Annotated in this window: 15 protein-coding genes; 12 read left to right on the forward strand and 3 right to left on the reverse strand. The window is 65.2% G+C overall.

Features of this window, described 5'->3' with window-relative positions; genetic code table 11:
- Positions 1-2 precede the first annotated feature (2 nt).
- From gmk to ACIOJF_RS04885, 5 genes are all read left to right on the forward strand, one after another.
- Positions 3-569, forward strand: coding sequence for a guanylate kinase (gene gmk / locus ACIOJF_RS04865; RefSeq protein WP_105658309.1), 567 nt, complete (start codon positions 3-5; stop codon positions 567-569).
- An 8-nt stretch (positions 570-577) separates the two neighbouring features.
- Positions 578-838: a DNA-directed RNA polymerase subunit omega gene (rpoZ, locus tag ACIOJF_RS04870; protein ID WP_286134300.1), complete on the forward strand. Its 261-nt coding sequence runs from the start codon at positions 578-580 to the stop codon at positions 836-838.
- A gap of 102 nt (positions 839-940) precedes the next feature.
- Positions 941-2,167 (forward strand): bifunctional phosphopantothenoylcysteine decarboxylase/phosphopantothenate--cysteine ligase CoaBC, encoded by a 1,227-nt coding sequence (coaBC, locus tag ACIOJF_RS04875; protein WP_402741297.1) that lies wholly within the window; start codon positions 941-943, stop codon positions 2,165-2,167.
- Between the two features lie 76 nt (positions 2,168-2,243).
- Complete coding sequence (gene metK, locus ACIOJF_RS04880) at positions 2,244-3,449, forward strand: methionine adenosyltransferase (RefSeq protein ID WP_332486171.1); 1,206 nt, start codon at positions 2,244-2,246, stop codon at positions 3,447-3,449.
- A 9-nt stretch (positions 3,450-3,458) separates the two neighbouring features.
- Positions 3,459-5,420: a primosomal protein PriA gene (locus ACIOJF_RS04885; RefSeq protein ID WP_402741298.1), complete on the forward strand. Its 1,962-nt coding sequence runs from the start codon at positions 3,459-3,461 to the stop codon at positions 5,418-5,420.
- On the opposite strand, the gene ACIOJF_RS04890 is transcribed toward ACIOJF_RS04885, so the two are convergent.
- Together ACIOJF_RS04890 and ACIOJF_RS04895 are read right to left on the reverse strand one after the other, a co-directional pair.
- Complete coding sequence (locus ACIOJF_RS04890; protein WP_105658314.1) at positions 5,417-6,313, reverse strand: alpha/beta fold hydrolase; 897 nt, start codon at positions 6,311-6,313, stop codon at positions 5,417-5,419. The two genes, ACIOJF_RS04885 and ACIOJF_RS04890, sit on opposite strands and share 4 nt — an antisense overlap.
- A gap of 10 nt (positions 6,314-6,323) precedes the next feature.
- Positions 6,324-7,331 (reverse strand): sugar-binding domain-containing protein, encoded by a 1,008-nt coding sequence (locus tag ACIOJF_RS04895; RefSeq protein ID WP_332486174.1) that lies wholly within the window; start codon positions 7,329-7,331, stop codon positions 6,324-6,326.
- 106 nt (positions 7,332-7,437) lie between these two features.
- Here ACIOJF_RS04895 and ACIOJF_RS04900 point away from each other — a divergent pair, with 106 nt between their 5' ends.
- Genes ACIOJF_RS04900 through glpK form a run of 3 tightly spaced genes read left to right on the forward strand, consistent with a single transcriptional unit; the run spans position 7,438 to position 11,443 of the window.
- Positions 7,438-9,117 carry a glycerol-3-phosphate dehydrogenase/oxidase gene (locus ACIOJF_RS04900; RefSeq protein WP_105658316.1) on the forward strand — a complete coding sequence of 560 codons (1,680 nt, stop codon included), beginning with the start codon at positions 7,438-7,440 and terminating at the stop codon, positions 9,115-9,117.
- Positions 9,118-9,176: 59 nt separating this feature from the next.
- Positions 9,177-9,905, forward strand: coding sequence for an MIP/aquaporin family protein (locus tag ACIOJF_RS04905; protein WP_105658317.1), 729 nt, complete (start codon positions 9,177-9,179; stop codon positions 9,903-9,905).
- Between the two features lie 17 nt (positions 9,906-9,922).
- The gene (glpK, locus tag ACIOJF_RS04910; protein WP_105658318.1) at positions 9,923-11,443 is read left to right on the forward strand and encodes a glycerol kinase GlpK; all 1,521 of its coding nucleotides are present in this window, start codon (positions 9,923-9,925) and stop codon (positions 11,441-11,443) included.
- 111 nt (positions 11,444-11,554) lie between these two features.
- On the opposite strand, the gene ACIOJF_RS04915 is transcribed toward glpK, so the two are convergent.
- The gene (locus ACIOJF_RS04915; protein WP_402741299.1) at positions 11,555-13,429 is read right to left on the reverse strand and encodes a hypothetical protein; all 1,875 of its coding nucleotides are present in this window, start codon (positions 13,427-13,429) and stop codon (positions 11,555-11,557) included.
- Between the two features lie 289 nt (positions 13,430-13,718).
- Here ACIOJF_RS04915 and leuS point away from each other — a divergent pair, with 289 nt between their 5' ends.
- The 4 genes from leuS to ACIOJF_RS04935 are packed head-to-tail and all read left to right on the forward strand — an operon-like array spanning position 13,719 to position 20,083.
- Complete coding sequence (leuS, locus tag ACIOJF_RS04920) at positions 13,719-16,208, forward strand: leucine--tRNA ligase (RefSeq protein ID WP_402741300.1); 2,490 nt, start codon at positions 13,719-13,721, stop codon at positions 16,206-16,208.
- A 9-nt stretch (positions 16,209-16,217) separates the two neighbouring features.
- Positions 16,218-17,156 carry a DegV family protein gene (locus ACIOJF_RS04925; RefSeq protein WP_402741301.1) on the forward strand — a complete coding sequence of 313 codons (939 nt, stop codon included), beginning with the start codon at positions 16,218-16,220 and terminating at the stop codon, positions 17,154-17,156.
- A 15-nt stretch (positions 17,157-17,171) separates the two neighbouring features.
- A complete protein-coding gene (locus ACIOJF_RS04930) occupies positions 17,172-17,819 on the forward strand; it encodes a helix-hairpin-helix domain-containing protein (protein ID WP_402741302.1) in 648 nt (215 codons plus the stop codon).
- Positions 17,816-20,083 (forward strand): ComEC/Rec2 family competence protein, encoded by a 2,268-nt coding sequence (locus ACIOJF_RS04935; protein ID WP_402741303.1) that lies wholly within the window; start codon positions 17,816-17,818, stop codon positions 20,081-20,083. Before ACIOJF_RS04930 ends, ACIOJF_RS04935 begins: the two co-directional genes overlap by 4 nt.
- Positions 20,084-20,105 lie beyond the last annotated feature (22 nt).

Below are 20,105 nucleotides of genomic sequence, written 5' to 3' on the forward strand. Positions count from 1 at the left end.
CAATGACCGCTGCGTCGGTAACTGTTCTAGCCGGCCCCACGGCAGTAGGCAAGGGCACCGTCTCTACCTACATCCGCGATAACTATCCAGATGTCTGGCTTTCGGTGTCCGCAACGACCCGCAACGCCCGGCCAGGGGAGCAGGATGGAGTCCACTACTTCTTCGTGGGCCCCGAACGTTTCCAATCCCTGGTCGAGGAAGGCCAGATGCTGGAATGGGCTGTTGTCCATGGCCAGAACAGCTACGGCACGATTCGATCGACGGTTGAAGATGCAGTGGCAGATGGCAAGAAGGTTCTGCTGGAAATCGATCTGCAAGGTGCGAGGCAGGTCAAGGAGTCGATGCCCGAGGCAAAATTCGTCTTCTTGGCACCGCCATCATGGGAGGAATTGGTGCGCCGCCTTGTGGGACGCGGCACTGAAACGGCCGAGGAACAGCAGCGCCGCCTAGAAACCGCTAAACTAGAACTTGCAGCGGAATCTGAATTCGACGTGACCATCGTCAACGACGATGTCGCACGTGCCGCCGAAGAGCTTGTAGCCCTCATGGGGCTAAAGAACGACAAATAGGGAGTCCTGTGTCCAACCCAGAGGGAATCATTAACCCATCGATCGACTCGTTGCTTGAGACCAACGACTCGAAGTACGCCATTGTGCTGAACTCGGCCAAGCGTGCACGCCAGATCAACGCCTACTACGCGCAGCTGAACGAAGGCCTGTTCGAGTACGTAGGCCCACTGGTGGAAACCAAGCTGAACGAGAAGCCGCTGACCATCGCCTTGCGCGAGCTGGACGATAACCTGCTGAAGGTAACCGCAGCCGAGGTCATCGAAGACTAATCGAAAAGTCGGCGCCCCTGAGCGGGCGCCTTCTTTTTCGTTAAGCTCCTTTTTCTCCCGCACCCACCTCATTGCCGCACCGAATCCTCGAGGAAGTACTTCGTGAAGCGAATTGTCCTAGGCGTTTCCGCTGGTATCGCCGCCTACAAGTCCGTACTCCTGCTGCGCTTGCTGCGCGAAGCCGGGCACCACGTCGACGTGATCCCCACCCGGAACGTCGCCAACTTCGTGGGCAACGCCACCTGGGAGGCCTTGTCCGGAAATCCTGTCACCTCGAACGTGTTCGACGCGGTGGATTCGGTCAATCACGTGCGCCTGGGCCAGCAGGCCGATCTGGTGATGGTTGTGCCGGCCACCGCGGACGTCTTAGCCAAGGCCGCTGCGGGATTGGCTGACGACCTGCTCACCGGAACCCTGCTGGCCACGCGGGCGCCGGTGGTGATGGCCCCGGCCATGCACACCGAAATGTGGCAGCATCCGGCTACTGCCGCGAATGTGCAGACCCTGCGGGATCGCGGCGTGCGGGTGATCGAACCCGCCTCCGGGCGGCTGACCGGCAAGGACTCGGGGCCGGGCCGGCTTCCAGAACCCGATGAAATTTTCGCCGCAATCCAGGACCTGCTCGCCGAACCGGTGCTGGCCGGAGCCAAGGTGCTGATCACCGCCGGCGGCACCCGTGAACCGCTGGACCCGGTGCGCTTCCTGGGTAACCGCTCCTCGGGCCGCCAGGGTGTCGCGCTGGCACAGGCCGCCCGTGATGCCGGGGCCGAGGTCACGCTGATCGCCACCCATCTGGAAGTGCCCGCGCCGCATGGCGTGCGGCTGGTGCACGCCTCCAGCGCACTGGAGCTGCGCGAGGCGGTCTTCGACTGCGCCGAGGGCCAAGACGTGCTGATCATGAATGCCGCGGTCGCCGATTTCCGCCCGGCAAGAATCGAGAACTCGAAGATCAAGAAGCGCGATGAGCATTCGGCGCCGGTCATCGAACTGGTACGCAACCCGGACATCCTCGCCGAGCTGGTCGCCGCGCGCGGACAGAATCCGCACTTGCCGCCGTTCATTGTCGGTTTTGCCGCCGAGACCGGCGACGAGCAGGGGACCGTGCTGGAGTACGGCCAGGCCAAGCTGAATCGCAAGGGTTGCGAAATGCTCGTGGTCAACGAGGTGGGCGCATCCCTGACCTTCGGGCAGGAAACCAATAGCATCCAGGTTCTTTTCGCCGATGGCGCCGACCCGGTGCAGGCCTCGGGCAGCAAGCTCGAGGTGGCCCGCGTGGTCATCGAACAGATTTCGAATGCAACAAAAAGTCATGCAGCTGTAACAAAGTGAGTGGCGCCATACGGTGCTTGTTCACGAAACGTACCAGATCTGCTTACCGGTCTCAGAGACCAGATAGAGTTATACGGTGACTTCAACAACCCCTGAACTTCGTCTTTTCACCTCGGAATCCGTGACCGAGGGCCACCCGGACAAGATTTGCGACCAGATTTCCGACGCGATCCTCGACGCCATGCTGGCGCAGGATCCGGACTCGAAGGTCGCCGTCGAGACCCTGACCACCACCGGGCTGGTGCACGTTGCCGGCGAGGTGACCACCAATGGCTACGTGGAGATCCCGGAGATCGTCCGCAAGACCATCCTGGACATCGGCTACGACTCCTCGGCCAACGGCTTCGACGGTGCGCGCTGCGGAGTGTCCGTGTCGATCGGCCAGCAGTCCCAGGAGATCCACGATGGCGTCTTCAACTCGCTGGAGTCGCGCGAAGGAACGGCCAAGGATCCCCGCGACATGCAGGGCGCCGGCGACCAGGGCCTAATGTTCGGCTACGCCTCGGATGAGACCGACTCGCTGATGCCGACCCCGATTTTCCTGGCGCACCGCCTGTCCGAGCGCCTGACCCAGGTCCGCAAGAACGGCCGCATGCCGCTGCTGCGCCCGGATGGCAAGACCCAGGTCACCATCGGCTACGACGGCGACAAGCCGGTCTCCGTGGACACCGTGGTCGTCTCCAGCCAGCACGCCGCCGAATACGAGCTGGCGACCCTGAAGGCCGACCTGCACGAAGAGGTTGTCACCCCGATCCTGGAGCGTTCGGGACTGGACATCTCGAACACCAAGATCATCCTGAACCCATCGGGCCCGTTCATCATCGGCGGCCCGGTCGGCGATGCCGGGCTGACCGGCCGCAAGATCATCGTGGACACCTACGGCGGCTTCGCCCGCCACGGCGGAGGCGCCTTCTCGGGCAAGGACCCTTCGAAGGTCGACCGCTCGGCCGCCTACGCGATGCGCTGGGTGGCCAAGAACGTGGTCGCCGCCGGCCTGGCACGCCGTGCCGAGGTCCAGGTGGCCTACGCGATCGGCGTGGCCCGTCCGGTGGGCCTGTACGTGGAGACCTTCGGCACTGAAACCGTTGATCCGGCCAAGATCACCAAGGCCATCAACGAGGTATTCGACCTGCGCCCGCTGGGCATCATCGAAGACCTGGACTTGAAGCGCCCGATCTACCGCAAGACCGCTGCCCACGGCCACTTCGGCCGCGAGGACAACGACTTCACCTGGGAGAAGCTGGACCGCGTCGACGCCCTGCGCAGCTGGTTCAACGCCTAGGACCTGAGCGTGCAGCAAGACGCCCTCATCTCAGCACCCGAGCCGGCCCGCCTCAAGCGGGTTGCCCGGGTGCTGATTGATTCTTCCGTCCCGCACCTGGACCGCTTCTTCGATTACGAGATTCCTCCCTCGATGGCCCAGGATGCCGTGGCGGGGGTGCGCGTGAAGGTGCCCTTCGGGCCGCAGCTGCTCTCCGGATTCATCGTCGCGGTGCTCGAGGACCACGCCCCGGAGATGAAACTGCGGCCGCTGGCCAAGCTGGTCAGCACCCAGGTGGCGCTGTACCCGGAAATCGTGGCCGCCGCGCAGGAGATCGCGACCCGCTATGCCGGAACCCTGTGGGATGTGGTGCGTCTTGCGGTGCCCGCCCGCGCGGCCAAGGTCGAAAAAGAGGAATTGGCCACCGTCGCGCCGTTGCTGCCCGACGCCCCGAACCAGCTCTCCCGCTACGAGCACGGCGCCCAAGCGCTTGACGCCTGGGGAAGCGGCGAAACCCTGCGCGCCGTTGCCACCTGGGTGCCGAATTTCCACGGTGCCTGGCCAGGGTTCTTGATGGATGCGGCCCGTCCGGTGCTTGAGCGCGGCAAGCGCGTGCTGCTGATCGTGCCCGACGCGCGCGACCTGCGGCTGCTGGGTGGCTATCTCGATGAGCACTTCGGCGCCGAATCCTATGCGCGGCTGCAGGCCGACGACGGGCCGACTCCGCGCTACCGCAACTTCCTGCGTGCCATCGGAGGGCATGTGCAGATCGTCATCGGCACCCGTTCGGCGGCGCTATGCCACGTGCCCGGGCTGGAACTGATGATCGTGTGGCAGGACGCGGACCAATCGCACCGCGAACAGCGCGCACCCTACCAGCACAGCCGCGAGGTGGCGTTGCTGCGCAGCCAGCAAGCAGGCATCTCCCTGCTGATCGCATCGCCATCGCGCTCGGTCGAAGCCCAGCGCCTGGTGGCGACCGGCTGGGCCACCGAACTGAAGGTTCCCCGCGACCTGTTGCGTGCGCAAACCGCCCGCATTGTGGCCACCACAAACGATTTCGAGCTCGAGCGCGACCCGGTGCTCGCCCGGGCCCGCATCCCTTCGCTGGCCTGGCGGGAAGCTACCAGGGCGCTGGAATCCGGCCCGGTGCTGGTGCAAGTGGCGCGCACCGGGTTCATGCCGGCGCTGGCCTGCCAGGACTGCCGGACCCCGGCGCGCTGCACTGCCTGCCAAGGCCCGCTGCACATCGCCGGCAAAGGCTCGCATGTGGCTTGCCGCTGGTGCGGCGAGCAGTACCACGACTACCGGTGCGTGCACTGCGCCTCACCGAGGATCCGGGCCGCCAGCATCGGCGCCGACCGCACCGCCGAAGAACTCGGGCTGGCCTTCCCCAAGGTCAGCGTTATTTCTTCCACCGGAGCAAAACCCGTGGACAAGATTCCCGGCAAACCGGCGCTGGTGGTCGCTACGCCAGGGGTCGAACCATTTGCCGAATCCGGCTACGCCGCGGTGCTGCTGCTCGATGCCGACAAGATGATGACCCACGATTCGCTGCGCAACCCCGAAGAAGTCATCTCCCGCTGGTTCACCGCCGCTTCCATGGCGCGTGCCGACGGGGTAGTGGTGCTCACCGGCAATCCGAGCCCCGCCGGGGCCGCGCTGGTGCGCTACGACCCGGCGAGCTTTGCCGAACGCGAATTGGCCGAGCGCCGCGAGGTGGGGTTGCCTCCGGCAGTGCGCAGCGCGGTGATTTCGGGCCTGGGAGCCGAACGGCTGGTCGCGAACCTGGATCCGCAGACCCGGCAGTGCGTGCAAATCCACGGCCCGACGGTGATAGACGGGCCCCCGGCCCAGCACCGCTACGTGCTCTTCTTCTCCTACGCCGACGGGCCGTCGGTGACCAAGGCCCTGCGCCACCTGCGCGCGAGCATGTCCGCGGCCAAGGACCCGGTCGTGAATATCGCTATCGACCCGGACGACGCGCTCTAGGAGCCCGCCGCGGGATCCTCGGCCTGGCCGGTTGCCAGCAGCTGCAGGAAGCCATCGATGGCGGCGGCGGTTTCGGGAGCCTTCTCGTAGTGGATCAGATGCCCGACGTTCTCGAGCATGACCAGTTGGGCGTTGGCGAAGCTGGCCCGCAGCGCCTCCTGCGTCTGCGCGGTGCCCAGTTCGTCTTGCAGGCCGCCGACCATCAGCGTCGGCAAGCTCAGCGCAGGGGAGTAGTCCCCGACCGTTGCGCTGACCGAGGCGCGGTACGACTGGGCCAAGGTGGCCCGCGAGTGGAAGCCGCCGAAGTAGGCGCGGTGCTGCTCGCGCACGTAGCGGCGGATTTCCGGGTCCCTGCTCTTGGTCATCACCAGGCTCATGGCATCGCTGAACAGCTTGGAACGCAGCAGCGGTTCGCCGATGCGGGCCGGAAGCTTGGCGCACACCTCGTAGTAGCCGCTGGTGAGCTTGGCCAGCAGCGCCTGGTCGGACTCCAACGCTGGCTCGGAGATCGGGTTGAGCAATACCAGCGAGGCAAAGCCGCGGACGGTGGCCAGCTTGGCGGCCACGATCGAGCCGAAGGAATGCCCCAGCAGGTGCACGGAGGATTCCAGCTGCAGCTCTTCGGCCAGCTGATTGAGCACCGCAGCGTACCCCTCGACGTCATGGGGCAGATCCGCCATCGAGGTCGAAGTGCCAAAGCCGGGAAGATCGGGAACGATCACCGTGTAGTGCTCCAGGTGCGAGACGATGCGCGCCAGCCCGTGGTGGTCTCCGCGGAAACCATGCACGGCGTAGATCACCCCGCGGGAGGGCTGCTGGGCCGGGTGGGTGTAGACCCGGATTTCTGCACCGTTCAAATGATGGGTGGTCACTAGCTGCTGTCGTGGGGCCATGGCTTTAACCCTACCCGTCCAGCAGCGCCAGGGCGGTGCCTTCGTCGATCACCAGATCGGTGATCAGCCCGCCTTTGAGCGCACCGCGCACGGCCTGGAGCTTGCCCCGGCCGGCGACCACGCAGAAACGGGTCGGCACCTTGCGAAGGGCATCGAGGTTCGGGCCGGTGGAGCGGGCATTAAGCGAAATGTTCGAGCTGTTCCCGTCCTTGTCGAAGAACACCGTGGCCACGTCGCCGACCACGCCGATCTCGTTGAGCTCTTGGGTTTCCGCCTTGGTCAGGTAGCCGCCGCGGTAGACCTGCGAAGCCACGGCGGAGCCGGCCGAGCCCAGGGAGAATACCGCGAGACTCATCTCTTTCTGTACCTGCAGTACCCGGCGGATCGATGTTTCCTCCCACATTGCGTCGCGGGTGGAGGCCCGGTCGAAGAAGGCCGGGACCGGGAACTGCTCGGTGCGTGCGGTGAAGGCTTGGCCGAAACGCGTGAGTATGTCGCTGGCATAGCGCACGCCGCTGGTCACCGGATTAGCCGCTCCATTGAGCTGCACGATCTTCGTGTCATGGGTCGGGTGGGAGCCCAGCGCCGTGGACACCGACTGCATGGTCGATCCCCAGGCAACACCCACCGTCATCGAGGAGGAAACCATGCCGCCGAGCAGGTAGGCCGCGTGCGCAGAGACCCGGGCCAGCAGCTCGGAGTCATCCATGTTGCCATCGGTGGGTACGACGTTGAAGCTGATCCCGTAGTGCTCGGAGAGCTGGTTTCCCAGCAGCGCCGACATGTTGGCGCTGGGGGAGATGCTGATCGAAACCATGCCGGTGCGCTTGGCGTGGGTGAGCAACCGGGAGACCGTGGACCGCGAGGTGCCCAGCTCCTTGGCGATCACTTCCATCTTCATATCTTGAAGGTAATACAGCTGGGCGGCGCGCAGCGCATCCTTCGCCTTGGGGGTGCTGTGCACAGATGTGCCAGTCGTTGCCCGCTTGTAGGTGCCCCCGGACGAGGATTTCATCATGATTCAGACCACTTCTGCACGTTTGTGCATTTCGTTTGACCGCTTTGCCGTTCAGTAACAAGACTAGCTTCAGACTCATTCAATATTTACATAAGGGGCACAAATCGTGATTCGGGAACAGCTAGCCAAACTGCGCGAACGTCCGCAGGCGCAGGTTCTGGTTGTTGGCGGTGGCATCAACGGCGTAGCGACCTTCCGCTACCTGGCCATGCAGGGGATTGATGTAGCCCTGATCGAGCGCGGCGATTACTGCCAGGGCGCTTCGGGTGCCAGCTCGCACATGATCCATGGCGGAATCCGCTATCTGGAGAACGGCGAGTTCCGCCTGGTTCACGAGTCGGTGCAGGAGCGCAACTCGCTGCTGGAGATCGCTCCGCACTACGTGAAGCCGCTGCAGACCACCATTCCCATCTTCTCCACCTTCTCCGGCATCCTCAGCGCACCGATGCGCTTCCTGTCCCACAAGTCGGGCAAGCCAACCGAACGCGGGGCGGCGCTGATCAAGGCCGGGTTGATCATGTACGACGTGTTCGCAGGGATCGGCGGACGCAACACCCCTTGGCATAACTTCAAGGCCGGCAAGGCTGCCCGCCAGGATCTGCCAGCACTGCGCGATGACGTCAAGTACACCGCCACCTATTTCGACGCCTCGGTGCACAACCCCGAGCGGCTGACCCTGGATGTGCTGCGTGAAGGCCTGAACGCCAACGACGAGGCCCGCGCCAGCAACTACGTTGAGCTGGCCGGCGTCGACGGCGGCACCGCGAAGCTGCGCGATATGCTCTCCGGCGAAGAATTCGACTTCGACGCCGATGTCATCATCAACGCCACCGGCGCGTGGGTGGATCTGACCAACAAGGACCTGGGCCGCGATACCAAGTGGACCGGCGGCACCAAGGGTTCGCACATCGTGCTGGATCACCCGGAACTGCTCGCCGCTACCGGAGGCCGCGAAATCTTCTTCGAGCATGAAGACGGCCGAATCGTGCTCATCTACCCGATGCTCGGCCGCGTGCTGGTCGGCACCACCGACCTCGAGCACGACATGAACGAGCCAGCGGTATGCACCGACGAGGAAGTCGACTACTTCTTCGAGCTGGTCCACCATGTCTTCCCGGGCATCAAGGCCACCAGGGAACAGATCGTCTACAAGTTCTCCGGCGTGCGCCCCCTGCCCAGCCATGACGACACCGCGCCAGGCTTCGTATCCCGCGATTACCAGATCAAGGAAACCCGCCTGACCGACGCGACCACCATGCTCTCGCTGATCGGCGGCAAGTGGACCACCTTCCGCGCACTGAGCGAGAACCTCGGCGGCAAGGCCCTGGAATTCCTCGGCGCCCGTGAAGTGAAGTCCACCGCCGGCGTAGCCATCGGTGGCGGAAAGAACTTCCCGGCCAACGAGGGCGAACTCGCCGCTTGGTATGCCGCGCGCGAGTCCAAGGCCGGCCGCGAACGCTTGCGCGTGCTGCTCGAGCGCTATGGCACCGGAGCCGATGCCCTGCTGGAAATCATCGGCGGCAACGAAACCATGCTGGAGCACACCAACGAGCTGTCCTGCCAGGAGTTGGCCTACATGGCGAACCAAGAGCAGGTGGGCCGGTTGATCGATGTCTTCATCCGCCGCACCAACCTGGCCTTCCGCGGCCTGGTCACGAAGGATTTGGTAATCGAGGCAGCTAATTGCCTTGCAGAGCCGATGGGTTGGGACCAGTCCCAGACCCAAGCCGAGATCGACCATTCGCTCTCGGTACTCGCAGAAGCCCACGGAGTCACCCTGGTCTAACCTGCATCCAAGCCGGCGGCAAGGCGCCGCTGGCACTCGAAACCACTAAGAGGTCAACGTTGTCCACTCACGTGTTTCTCGCCGAATTAGCCGGCACTTTCATTCTCCTGCTGATGGGCGGCGGCGTCTGCGCGAACGTCGCCCTGAAAGGCACTCTCGGCAGCGCCGCGGGCTGGGTAGCCATCAGCTTCGGCTGGGGCCTGGGCGTCTATTGCGGCGTCTGGATAGCTGGGATCTCCGGAGCCCACCTGAACCCGGCGGTCACCCTGGGCCTGCTGGTCAACCCGGACGTTGCCGAGTACGCCCCCGGCGTCGCCAAGACCATGGCCAATACGCTGCTCTACTTCGCGGCGCAGTTCATTGGCGCCTTCCTGGGTGCCGTGGGCACCTGGCTGTCCTACAAGAAGCACCTGGATGATCCGCAGAACGCGGGCACGCAGCTGGGCGTCTTCGCCACCGGACCGGCCATCCGCTCCTACGGCTGGAACCTGGTCTCGGAAATCTTCGGCACCTTCGTCCTGGTGTTCGTGATCGCCGGACTGGGGCACACTCCTCACGAGCTTGGCCCGCTGGCTGTCGGCCTGCTGGTTGTTGCCATCGGTCTGTCCCTGGGTGGAGCCACCGGCTACGCCATCAACCCGTTCCGCGACCTCGGTCCACGAATTGCCCACGCAATCCTGCCGATCAAGGGCAAGGGCTCCTCCGACTGGTCCTACTCGTGGGTTCCGTTGGCTGGTCCAGCCATCGGCGGTATCCTTGGCGGACTTGCCGCCGCGCCAATGTTCTAGAAAGAGAGCAGTGAATCATGAGTGAAAAATTCGTCATCGCCATTGACCAAGGCACGACCAGCTCCCGCGCAATTGTCTTCACGCACGCCGGTGAGGTGCATTCGGTAGGCCAGAAGGAACACGAGCAGATCTTCCCGGCTGCCGGATGGGTTGAGCACGATCCAGCCGAAATCTGGAGCAACGTGCGCGAAGTGATTGGCCAGGCCCTGTCCAAGGCCAACCTGACCCGCCACGACATCGAGGTCGTCGGCATCACCAACCAGCGTGAAACCGCGGTGGTGTGGGATAAGAACACCGGCGAAGCCGTCTACAACGCGATCGTCTGGCAGGACACCCGTACCCAGGACATCGTCGACGAACTGGCAGCCGATGGCGGCCTGGAACGCTACAAGCAGACCGTTGGCCTGCCCCTGGCGACCTACTTCTCCGGCACCAAGATCAAGTGGATCCTGGACAATGTCGAAGGTGCCCGGGAGCGTGCCGAAGCAGGCGACCTGCTCTTCGGCACCACCGACAGCTGGGTGCTGTGGAACCTGACCGGCGGCGTGGACGGCGGCGTGCACGTCACCGACGTGACCAACGCATCACGTACCCTGTTCATGGACCTCAAGACCCTGGACTGGGACGAGAAGATCCTGGCTGACTTCGGCGTGCCGCGCTCGATGATGCCGCAGATCCGCTCTTCTTCGGAGGTCTACGGCTCCGTGCACACCAACCAGCTGCTGCGCGAGGTGCCCGTTGCAGGCATCCTGGGCGACCAGCAGGCGGCGACCTTCGGCCAGGCGGCCTTCACCGCAGGTACCGCGAAGAACACCTACGGCACCGGTTGCTTCCTGATCTTCAACACCGGCACGGAGATCGTGAATTCGACCAACGGCCTGCTGACCACCATGGCCTACAAGCTGGGCGAAAACGCACCGGTGTACGCCTTGGAAGGTTCCATTGCCGTGGCCGGGTCGCTGATCCAGTGGCTGCGCGACAATATCGGCATGATCGCTACCGCTCCGGAGATCGAGGAACTGGCAGCAAAGGTGGAGGACAACGGCGGCGTGTACATCGTTCCGGCCTTCTCCGGATTGTTCGCACCATATTGGCGCTCGGATGCCCGTGGCGCGATCGTGGGCTTGACCCGCTATGCGAACAAGAACCACATCGCCCGTGCGGCCCTGGAGTCCACCGCATTCCAGACTCGCGAAGTCCTGGATGCGGTCAACGCCGACGCAGAGGTTCCGCTCACCGAACTGAAGGTCGACGGCGGCATGGTGGCCAACGAAGCCCTGATGCAGTTCCAGGCTGACATCCTCGGCGTGCCAGTGGTTCGCCCGAAGGTCACCGAGACCACCGCACTGGGTGCAGCCTACGCTGCTGGCCTGGCCGTTGGCTTCTGGAAGGACCTGGGCGAACTGGAAGACAATTGGGCCGAGGACAAGCGCTGGGAGCCAACCATGGATGAGGCTACGCGTGAGCGCAGCTTGCGCCTGTGGAAAAAGGCTGTCACCCGCACCTTCGACTGGGTCGACGAAGATACCAAGGCCTAAGCGCAACCGTGGCTTGGCCGGTTCCGAGCCGGCCGCAACCGGCAACGCCCGAATCACCCGGATGGGTGGTTCGGGCGTTGCCGGTTTAACCCGCGGGGCAGCTCAATCGCCTTAATCGCCCGATGCGGCCTCAGGAGTGTCTTCCTGGCCTGGACGCGCGGTTTCCTGCGCGGCGGGTCTGCGGCGCGCGGGGGACTCGCCGGCTTGCCGGGCGTCCCAATAGGTATTGCGGCGGGGCTTTTGCTCCGGATCGACATGTGCAGGCATGACCACGTGCGGCAGCCCATCGACATCGATGACCTCGAGCTGTCCGGCATGGCGCTTGTGGTGATCGGACGTGCACATTCCCGCCCCGGACCAGACACTGGTTTCGCCGCCTTCGGACCAGGGCTTCTGGTAGTGGTCGGTTTCGACATGATCCGGCGGCGCGGTGCAGTCGGGCACGATGCAGCCGCGATCCCGGGCCATGATCGCTTCGCGGATCCGGCCTTTGTGGTAGCGCATCTTGCGCCCCATATCCAGCACTTGGCTGTTGCCGCCGAGGACCATCGGGATGATGTTCGCCCTGGCGAGCAGCTGCCGGAGTTCTCCGGGCGGGATGTCGATGCCATTTGCGGTCATGCCGTGCGCGTCCGCCAGGTTCTGCAGATCCGCGAGCCACAGGTAGACCACGAACTTCGGGATGACGACTTTTCGCTCGCCGCCAGCAAATGGTGCGCGCAACAGCGCCATGAACGCGTTGAGCCGGCGACGATGCACATCGGGCTGCCCGGCGGGGGAGTCCTGCAGGTGCGGCTCGTCTTGCGCCCCGTCTTGCGGTTCGCCTTGGGCCTCTGCCTGCTTTGCGGTGCGGCCGCCGTCCGGGTTCTGGCCATCGTGAGCTTCTGGTTCCTCTTCGGCCCACGGCGGCATGGGCTGATCGCTGCGCAGCCACGACGGCGGCTCGGGTGCGGCTCCACTTCCGTTGCCAGCGTTCTGGCCTGCCGTGGACTCCTGGTCCGCTTGGGAGTCCTGGCCCTCTCGCGGGCCGCCGCTGGCGCTGGATCCCGAACCCGCCGGGCGCTGCTGCTGGGGATCGCGATCGGCCCGGCCGGCCTTGGTTCGTGGGTTGCCGGCCTGCGTGAGTACCGAATGAACCAGTTGCGCGTCGGTGGCATCGGTGCGCAGCGAGAAGAAATGCACGCCGTTTTTCACCGGGCCGATGAACATGCCGAGCTTGGGAGGCAGCTGCTTGCCGTGCAGTTCTTTGTAGGTCCTGATTGAGGTGCTGATCTGCTTCTGCGCGGCGGCGGGGCCCAGCTCCCGCAGGGAGTGGGCCGCGGCTTGGTCCAGGCTGCGGCCATCGGTGCCATGCGCCAGCAGCGGCACGGGCACGCCGTCAAAGATGGTGTCCTGCGGTTCGAGCCGTTCAAGGCGCCGCGCGGCGGAAGCGATGGCCCGGCGGTTGGCTGCGCCCTGCCCGTAGAGTTCGGCCAGATGCTTGAAACGCGGCGCGCAGATGCCGCCATCGGGGGTGCGCCGGCCAATGAGCAGGTGCGCGTCGGCAATGCGCCGTTGGGCTTCGAAGTAGCTGATGCCCAGCCATGCGGCCAGCAGCTGGGCGGTGTCCTTGTAGCAGCAGCGCCCCGGGGCAAGGTCCGGTTCCCCGGCAAAGAGCCCGTCGGTGATGGCGTCGGGGTCATCCGCAGGCAAACGCAGGGCCGCGTAGCTGTCCAGTGCCAGCGCCCGTGCGCCGGTGGCCTCGGCATGCAGTGCGCCGGCGTGTTGCTCGCAATGGATTTGCTGGGCGAACCTTTCGGTGAGCTGCAGATGCGCCAGGACCAGGCGCGGGTCGCCCGCATCGCGCACCAGCTTGCCCAGCGCGGCATACAGGGCCAGGCACAGGTAGCCAAGGCGCAGCACCATGGCACCGGACAAGGCCGGTCCGAGGTGCATCGGGGCCTGGCATGCGGTGCGCAATGTGGCGATCAGGGCTGGCGCGTTCATGGCTCCATGATCGGGCGCTGGAAGCTCCTGCCCCTGCGGGCAGCTGCGGGATGTGGATAACTGCGGTGGCGCCGCGTTTGCCGCTGTGTGCAATCCTGCGCTTCATCGATGCGCGCGTGGGCAGGGGATATGCGATAGAATCGCGATATGAATCCGAAGCGCAACCTAGCCTGAGCACGGCCCGTTGGCCGTACCCCCGAGTGGAAATTTGGGGGCTTTTGTTGTGTCTGGAACCAAGAATAAGTTTTTCCTATCGGAAATTTTCCGCAAAGCGTGTGAGAAGAGCAGCGTGACATCATCGACGAACGAACCCAGGACCTACGACTTCAAGGACATCGAGTCCAAGTGGCTTCCGGTGTGGGACGAACTACAGGTGTTCAAGCCCGCCGATGATGGCAGCCGCGAACGCCGCTATGTGCTGGACATGTTCCCCTACCCATCGGGCGATCTGCACATGGGCCACGCCGAGGCCTTCGCCATGGGCGATGTGGTCGCGCGCTACTGGCGCTTGCGCGGCTATGACGTGATGCACCCGATCGGCTGGGACTCCTTCGGCCTGCCCGCAGAGAATGCCGCGATCAAGCGCAATGCCCACCCTGCCGAGTGGACTTACAAGAACATCGATACCCAGGCCGCCAGCTTCAAGCGCTACGCGATCTCCGCCGATTGGGATCGCCGCTTGCACACCTCGGATCCGGAGTACTACCGCTGGACCCAGTGGCTGTTCAACAAGTTCTACGAGAAGGGCCTGGCCTACCGCAAGGACCACCCGGTGAACTGGTGCCCGAAGGACCAGACCGTGCTGGCCAACGAGCAGGTCGTCAATGGCGCTTGCGAGCGTTGCGGCACTGCGGTGACCAAGAAGTCGCTGAACCAGTGGTACTTCAAGATCACCGAATACGCTGACCGCCTGCTTGAGGACATGGAGCAGCTCAAGGGCCATTGGCCTGAGCGCGTGCTGCTGATGCAGAAGAACTGGATCGGCCGTTCCGAAGGGGCCGAGGTCACCTTCGGGATCGAAGCGCACGAGGACAAGCCTGCGCTGCAGATCCCGGTCTTCACCACCCGCCCGGACACCTTGTACGGTGCTACCTTCATGGTGGTCGCCGCCGACGCGCAGCTGGCTGGCGAACTGGTCACCGATGAGCACCGCGCCGCCTTGGAGGAATACCAGGAGCAGGTCAAGGCCCTGTCCGAGATCGAGCGCCAGTCCAGCGAACGCGAGAAGACCGGCGTATTCACCGGCCGCTACGCGATCAACCCGCTCTCCGGGGAGAAGGTGCCGGTCTGGGCGGCGGACTACGTGCTGGCCGACTACGGCACCGGAGCCATCATGGCCGTGCCTGCACACGACCAGCGCGACCTGGACTTCGCCAAGGCCTTTGACCTGCCAGTACGCGTGGTCGTCGAAACCGGTCTGGAAGACCCGAACGAAACCGGCACCGCCACCGCGGGCGAAGGCCAGCTGGTCAATTCGGGGCAGCTGTCCGGTTTGGAGAAGACCGAGGCGATCGCCAAGGCCATTGAGATCGTGGAAGCTGCCGGCACCGGCAAGCACACCATCAACTTCCGCCTGCGCGACTGGCTGCTGTCCCGCCAGCGCTTCTGGGGCACCCCGATCCCGATCATCCACTGCGCCGATTGCGGCGAGGTCCCGGTTCCCGACGACCAGCTGCCGGTGCGCCTGCCCGATAACCTGCGCGGCGAGCAACTGGCCCCGAAGGGCACCTCCCCGCTGGCCGCCGCCGAGGAATGGGTCAACGTGGCCTGCCCGCAGTGCGGCGGCGCCGCCAAGCGCGACACCGACACCATGGACACCTTCGTGGATTCCTCCTGGTACTTCCTGCGCTTCGTCTCCCCGCAGTACACGCAGGGCCCTTTCGACCCGAAGGCCGTGCGCGACTGGATGCCGGTAGGCCAGTACGTCGGCGGGGTCGAGCACGCGATCCTGCACCTGCTGTACTCGCGCTTCTTCACCAAGGTCATCCACGACCTGGGCCTGATCGACGCGACCGAGCCGTTCTCCGCGCTGCTGAACCAGGGCCAGGTCCTGAACGGCGGCAAGGCGATGAGCAAGTCGCTGGGCAACGGCGTGGATTTGGGCGAGCAGCTGGACAAGTTCGGCGTCGACGCGGTACGCCTGACCATGGTCTTCGCCTCCCCGCCGGAGGACGACGTGGACTGGGCCGATGTCTCCCCATCGGGTTCGCAGAAGTTCCTGGCCCGCGCCTGGCGCATCGCCCAGGACACCACCAGCGAGGCCGGCATGGACTATGCGGCAGGGGACAAGGCGCTGCGCCAGGTCACCCACCGCACCGTGCATGAATCCGCCGCGCTGCTGGATTCGGGCAAGTTCAACGTGGTCATCGCCAAGACCATGGAGCTGGTCAACGCGACCCGCAAGACCATCGACTCCGGTGCCGGGGCAGCGGACCCGGCAGTGCGCGAGGCCGCCACGGTGACCGCCCAGCTGCTGAGCATGTTCGCCCCGTACACCGCAGAGGACATGTGGGAAGCGCTGGGCTATGCGCCCTCCGTGGTCACCAGCGCCTGGCCTGAAGTGGACGAGTCGCTGCTGGTCGATGACACCATCACCGCGGTCGTGCAGATCAAGGGCAAGGTCCGTGCCCGCCTGGAGGTTCCGGTGGACATCACCGAGGAGCAGCTGCGCGCCCAGGCCCTGGCCCACGAGTCGGTGATCCGGATGCTCGATGGCAAGGAGCCGCTGAAGGTCATCGTGCGTGCGCCGAAGCTCGTGAACGTGGTTCCCGCCCCGTAAGCTCGGCTCATGACTGAACGCCAGAAAAGCTCGCGCGCGGGCTGGCTGCCCAAGTGGCTGGCCCCGCGCGGGCTTTCGCGTACCCGCATCGGGGTCGTCTCCGATTCGGCGTCCTGCCTGCCCGGGCATTTCGGGCCGCATCCGGACTTCATCGAAGTGCCGATCCCGATCATCGTGGACAACCATGTGCACGGCGAAGACCTGCAGGCGCTGATGATGGGCCTGGCCATGGGCAAGGCGGTGAAAACCTCGCGCCCGGCGCCAGGCGAGTTCGAACGCGCCTACCGGCAGCTGCTCGACGCCGGCTGCGAGTCGATCATCTCGATCCACATGTCCGGGGCGCTGTCGGGCACCGTGGAGGCGGCCCGCTTGGCGGCCCGCAGCTTTGACGCACCAATCACCGTGGTCGATTCGCGCACCGTGTGCCTGCCCCAGGGATTTGCCGTGGCCGATGTGCTGGCTGCCCGCGCCGCCGGCGCCCCGCTGGAGATGCTCGAGCAGATCGCCGGCACGGCCACCGCCAACACCGTGTACTTCGCGGTGCCAAGCCTTGAGCAGCTGCGCCGCGGCGGCCGGATCAGCGCGCTGTCCTCCGTGGTCGGCAGCTTGCTGAATTTCAAGCCGATCCTCGGGATTGCCGAGGGCTCGATCGTCGCCCTGGAAAAGCCCCGCTCCTTCGCGCGCGCCACCGCACGGCTGGTCGCCCTGGCCTTGCGCGACGCCCGCGACGCCAGTGGCGAGGTGCGGCTGGGGGTGATGCATTTCGGCGCCGAGGAACTGGCCGAGGAAATCGCCACCGAACTGGCACCGTTCAGCGCCATGCTGGTCGTGGTCGAGTCCCTTCCGGCGGTGCTGGCCGCGCATACCGGCCTGGGCGTGATCGCCGTGTGCGTCGCCCCCAGCTATCCACAGTCGGAGTCCATCCTGGATCGGCCGCCGGCGCCATAGCCCAGACTGTGGCCCATGGGCCGCCACGACTTCTTCAGCAAGTACGCGCCACGTCCCGGTCGCCTGAGATTCGCGATCTCGCGCGTGGCCGTGCTGGTGCTGGTCATCGTGGTGCTCGCCTGGATTGCGATCTCCATCCTGCTCGCGCCACCGCCGGTCGCCCAGGAGCTTGAAACAGTTCCGCTGGTATCCGACCCGTCCGCTTCGGCGCCGGAGGACCGCCAGTCCCCGAGCCTGGCCGCACCCGAGGTCACGGTCCACGTGGTCGGCGCGGTGAAGAAGCCCGGCGTCTACCAGCTGCCCGTGGATTCGCGGATTGCCGACGCGGTGGACGCCGCCGGCGGGCTGGCCAAAGGCGCACGTGCGCAGATGGTGAACCTGGCGGCCAAGCTGGTCGACGGCCAGCAGGTGGTCCTTCCGGGCGCCGAGACGGCCACGGAACTAGCCGCGGCACCGAGTGCGACGGCGGGCGGGAAGATTTCGCTCAACAGTGCCGATTCCCAGACCCTGCAGGAGCTTCCGGGGATCGGGCCGGCATTGGCAGCCCGGATCATCGACTTCCGCACCGAGAACGGCCCGTTCAGCTCCGTGGAAGAGCTGGATGCGGTACCGGGCATCGGTCCGGCGCTGCTGGGCCAGCTGAGCGAACTGGTGATCCCGTGAACACCGATTTCCGCGGCCTGTGGCTGCTGGGCGGCGCGTGGACCGCCGCCTACTTCACCCTCCCAGTCTGGTTGCTCTGGGTACTTTCCGCGCTGATGGCTATCCTGCTGTTCCTGCTATTGCGGCCCCGGCACGACCGCGCCTACGCGGCGCCATGGTTTACCGGTCCCATTATCCTGCTCCTGGGGGTGGTGGCCGTCAGCAGCCTGGCCTTCACCGACCCCCAGTGCCAGCTGCCGGGCGCCGGCGAGCAACAGCGCCGTGCCGTGGTCCGCTTCGAGGACCCGGCCACCGCGCAGGGCCAGGGGGCTGCCGCCGGCCGGGCGGAAATCCAGCGGTACTGGGCCAACGGCCAATGGGTGCCATGCCGGGTGCCGGTCTTCCTCACCATTGATTTCGGGGTGCCTGCCACTGCGGGCGAGTTCGAGACCATCCTCGACTTGGAAGCAGCAGCTGCCGGCGCCTTCGATTGGTGGGCGCATGCCGCCAGTGAACCGCAGGTGAGTTCCTGGGTTGAGCCTACCGCCGCGGATTACCTCAAGGAACGGTTCACCCAGGGCCTGCGCGGCCTGCCGGACAATGCCCAGGCGCTGCTGCCTGGCATGCTCTATGGCGATCGTTCCGGACAGGACGAAGCGTTGAGCGAGGCGATGAGATCCAGCGGGTTGAGCCACCTGACCGCGGTGAGCGGATCGAACATTGCCCTGATCGGGGCCATTGTGCTGGTGCTGCTCCGGCTGTTTTCGGTGCCACGGGCACCCAGCGCGATCTTGATGATTGGCGTGGTCGGGCTCTTCGCCTGGTTTGCCGGGCCGGATCCCAGTGTCCTGCGCGCCAGCCTGATGGGCAGCATTGCGGTCATCTCGGTGCTGCTGGGTCGTGGCCAAGGCTCTCTGGGAATACTGTGCCTGAGCGGAACCGCCTTGCTGGCTATCGATCGCTCGCTGGGTGCCGAACCGGCCTTCGCCCTGTCGATGCTGGCGACCCTGGGAATCATCATGCTCGCCCCGGCCCTGACCGAAATTCTTCTCCACATATTCCCGGCCTGGTTCGCGCAGCTGTCGGCCATTTGCTGCGCGGCACAGTTCACCTGCCTGCCGGTGGTCATCGCGTTGAATTCGGATTTCAGCCTGTACTCGCTGCCCGCGAACCTCGTGGTCGCGCCGTTGCTGCCCTTGATTACTGCGCTCGGCATGGCCTGCCTGCTGCTGTGCACGCCGTGGCCAGCGCTGGAATCGGTGCTGATCTGGGTTCCGGGGCTGCCGGCAGAAGCCATTGGCCAGGTGGCCCATTTCGTTTCCGGGCTCCCCGGTGCCGCCCGGCCGTGGCCCGAAGGCCTACCCGGAATCGTCTTGGCAGTGATGCTCTCCCTGGTGCTTTGCACCCTGCTGGTGCTGGGCCGGGAAACCGAGAGGCTCCGGGTCAGGCAGGTGTCCCTAAGCGTGCTGGGAGCGATCCTGGTATTCGCCGTAGCGCTCGTTCTGCCTGCGACGCTGTTCTACCGGGAAGATATCGCGCCGCATTGGAGCATTGCCATGTGCGATGTGGGCCAGGGCGACGCCTTCGTCATCAATCTGGGGGATTCAGAGGGCTGGCTGATCGATACCGGACCACCGGAGAGCGGGTTGTTGCTGTGCCTGGAGCGGCTGGGCATCAGCACCTTGAGCAAGGTCTTCATCACGCACACCCACAGCGACCATTTCGGGGCCGTGGGCGAGCTGGAGAATTCGCACGTAAAGATTGGTGAACGCCTGGTCTCGACCGGGTTCGACCTTGAACTATGGCCCGGTGCACGCGCCTTGGAGCCCGGTACGCGACAGGCTGCAGGGGAGGTGGGCTTCGAAGTCGTGGGCCCCGAGGCGCGCTTCGCGAAATACGCCGAACCCAACGATACGTCGCTGGTCATCCGGTTCAGCTTTTCCACCGGGGCCGGAACCATCGATCTCTTCACAGCCGGGGACATGGAAACCGAAGCCATGGATCGCCTGCTGCGCCTGCATCCGCAAGAGCATGCAGCGATCCTGAAAGCCTCGCACCATGGGGCACGCAACGGCGGTACCGAAATCATCGAGCAGATCCGTCCGCAGATCCTGCTGGTCTCCGCGGGGAAGGATAATTCCTATGGCCATCCGCACCCCGAAACCCTGGAGATGGCGCAGCAGGTCGGCGCGACGGTGATTCGCACCGACCAATCGGGTACCGTACTGCTCACATTTACCAGCCAGGGCGTTCTGGGTACCGCCCTGGGTACGCCAGTTCGGTAGGATCGTTATATCGACCGATGCA

The organism is Glutamicibacter sp. NPDC087831 (assembly GCF_044742845.1).
Classification (GTDB): Bacteria; Actinomycetota; Actinomycetes; order Actinomycetales; family Micrococcaceae; genus Glutamicibacter.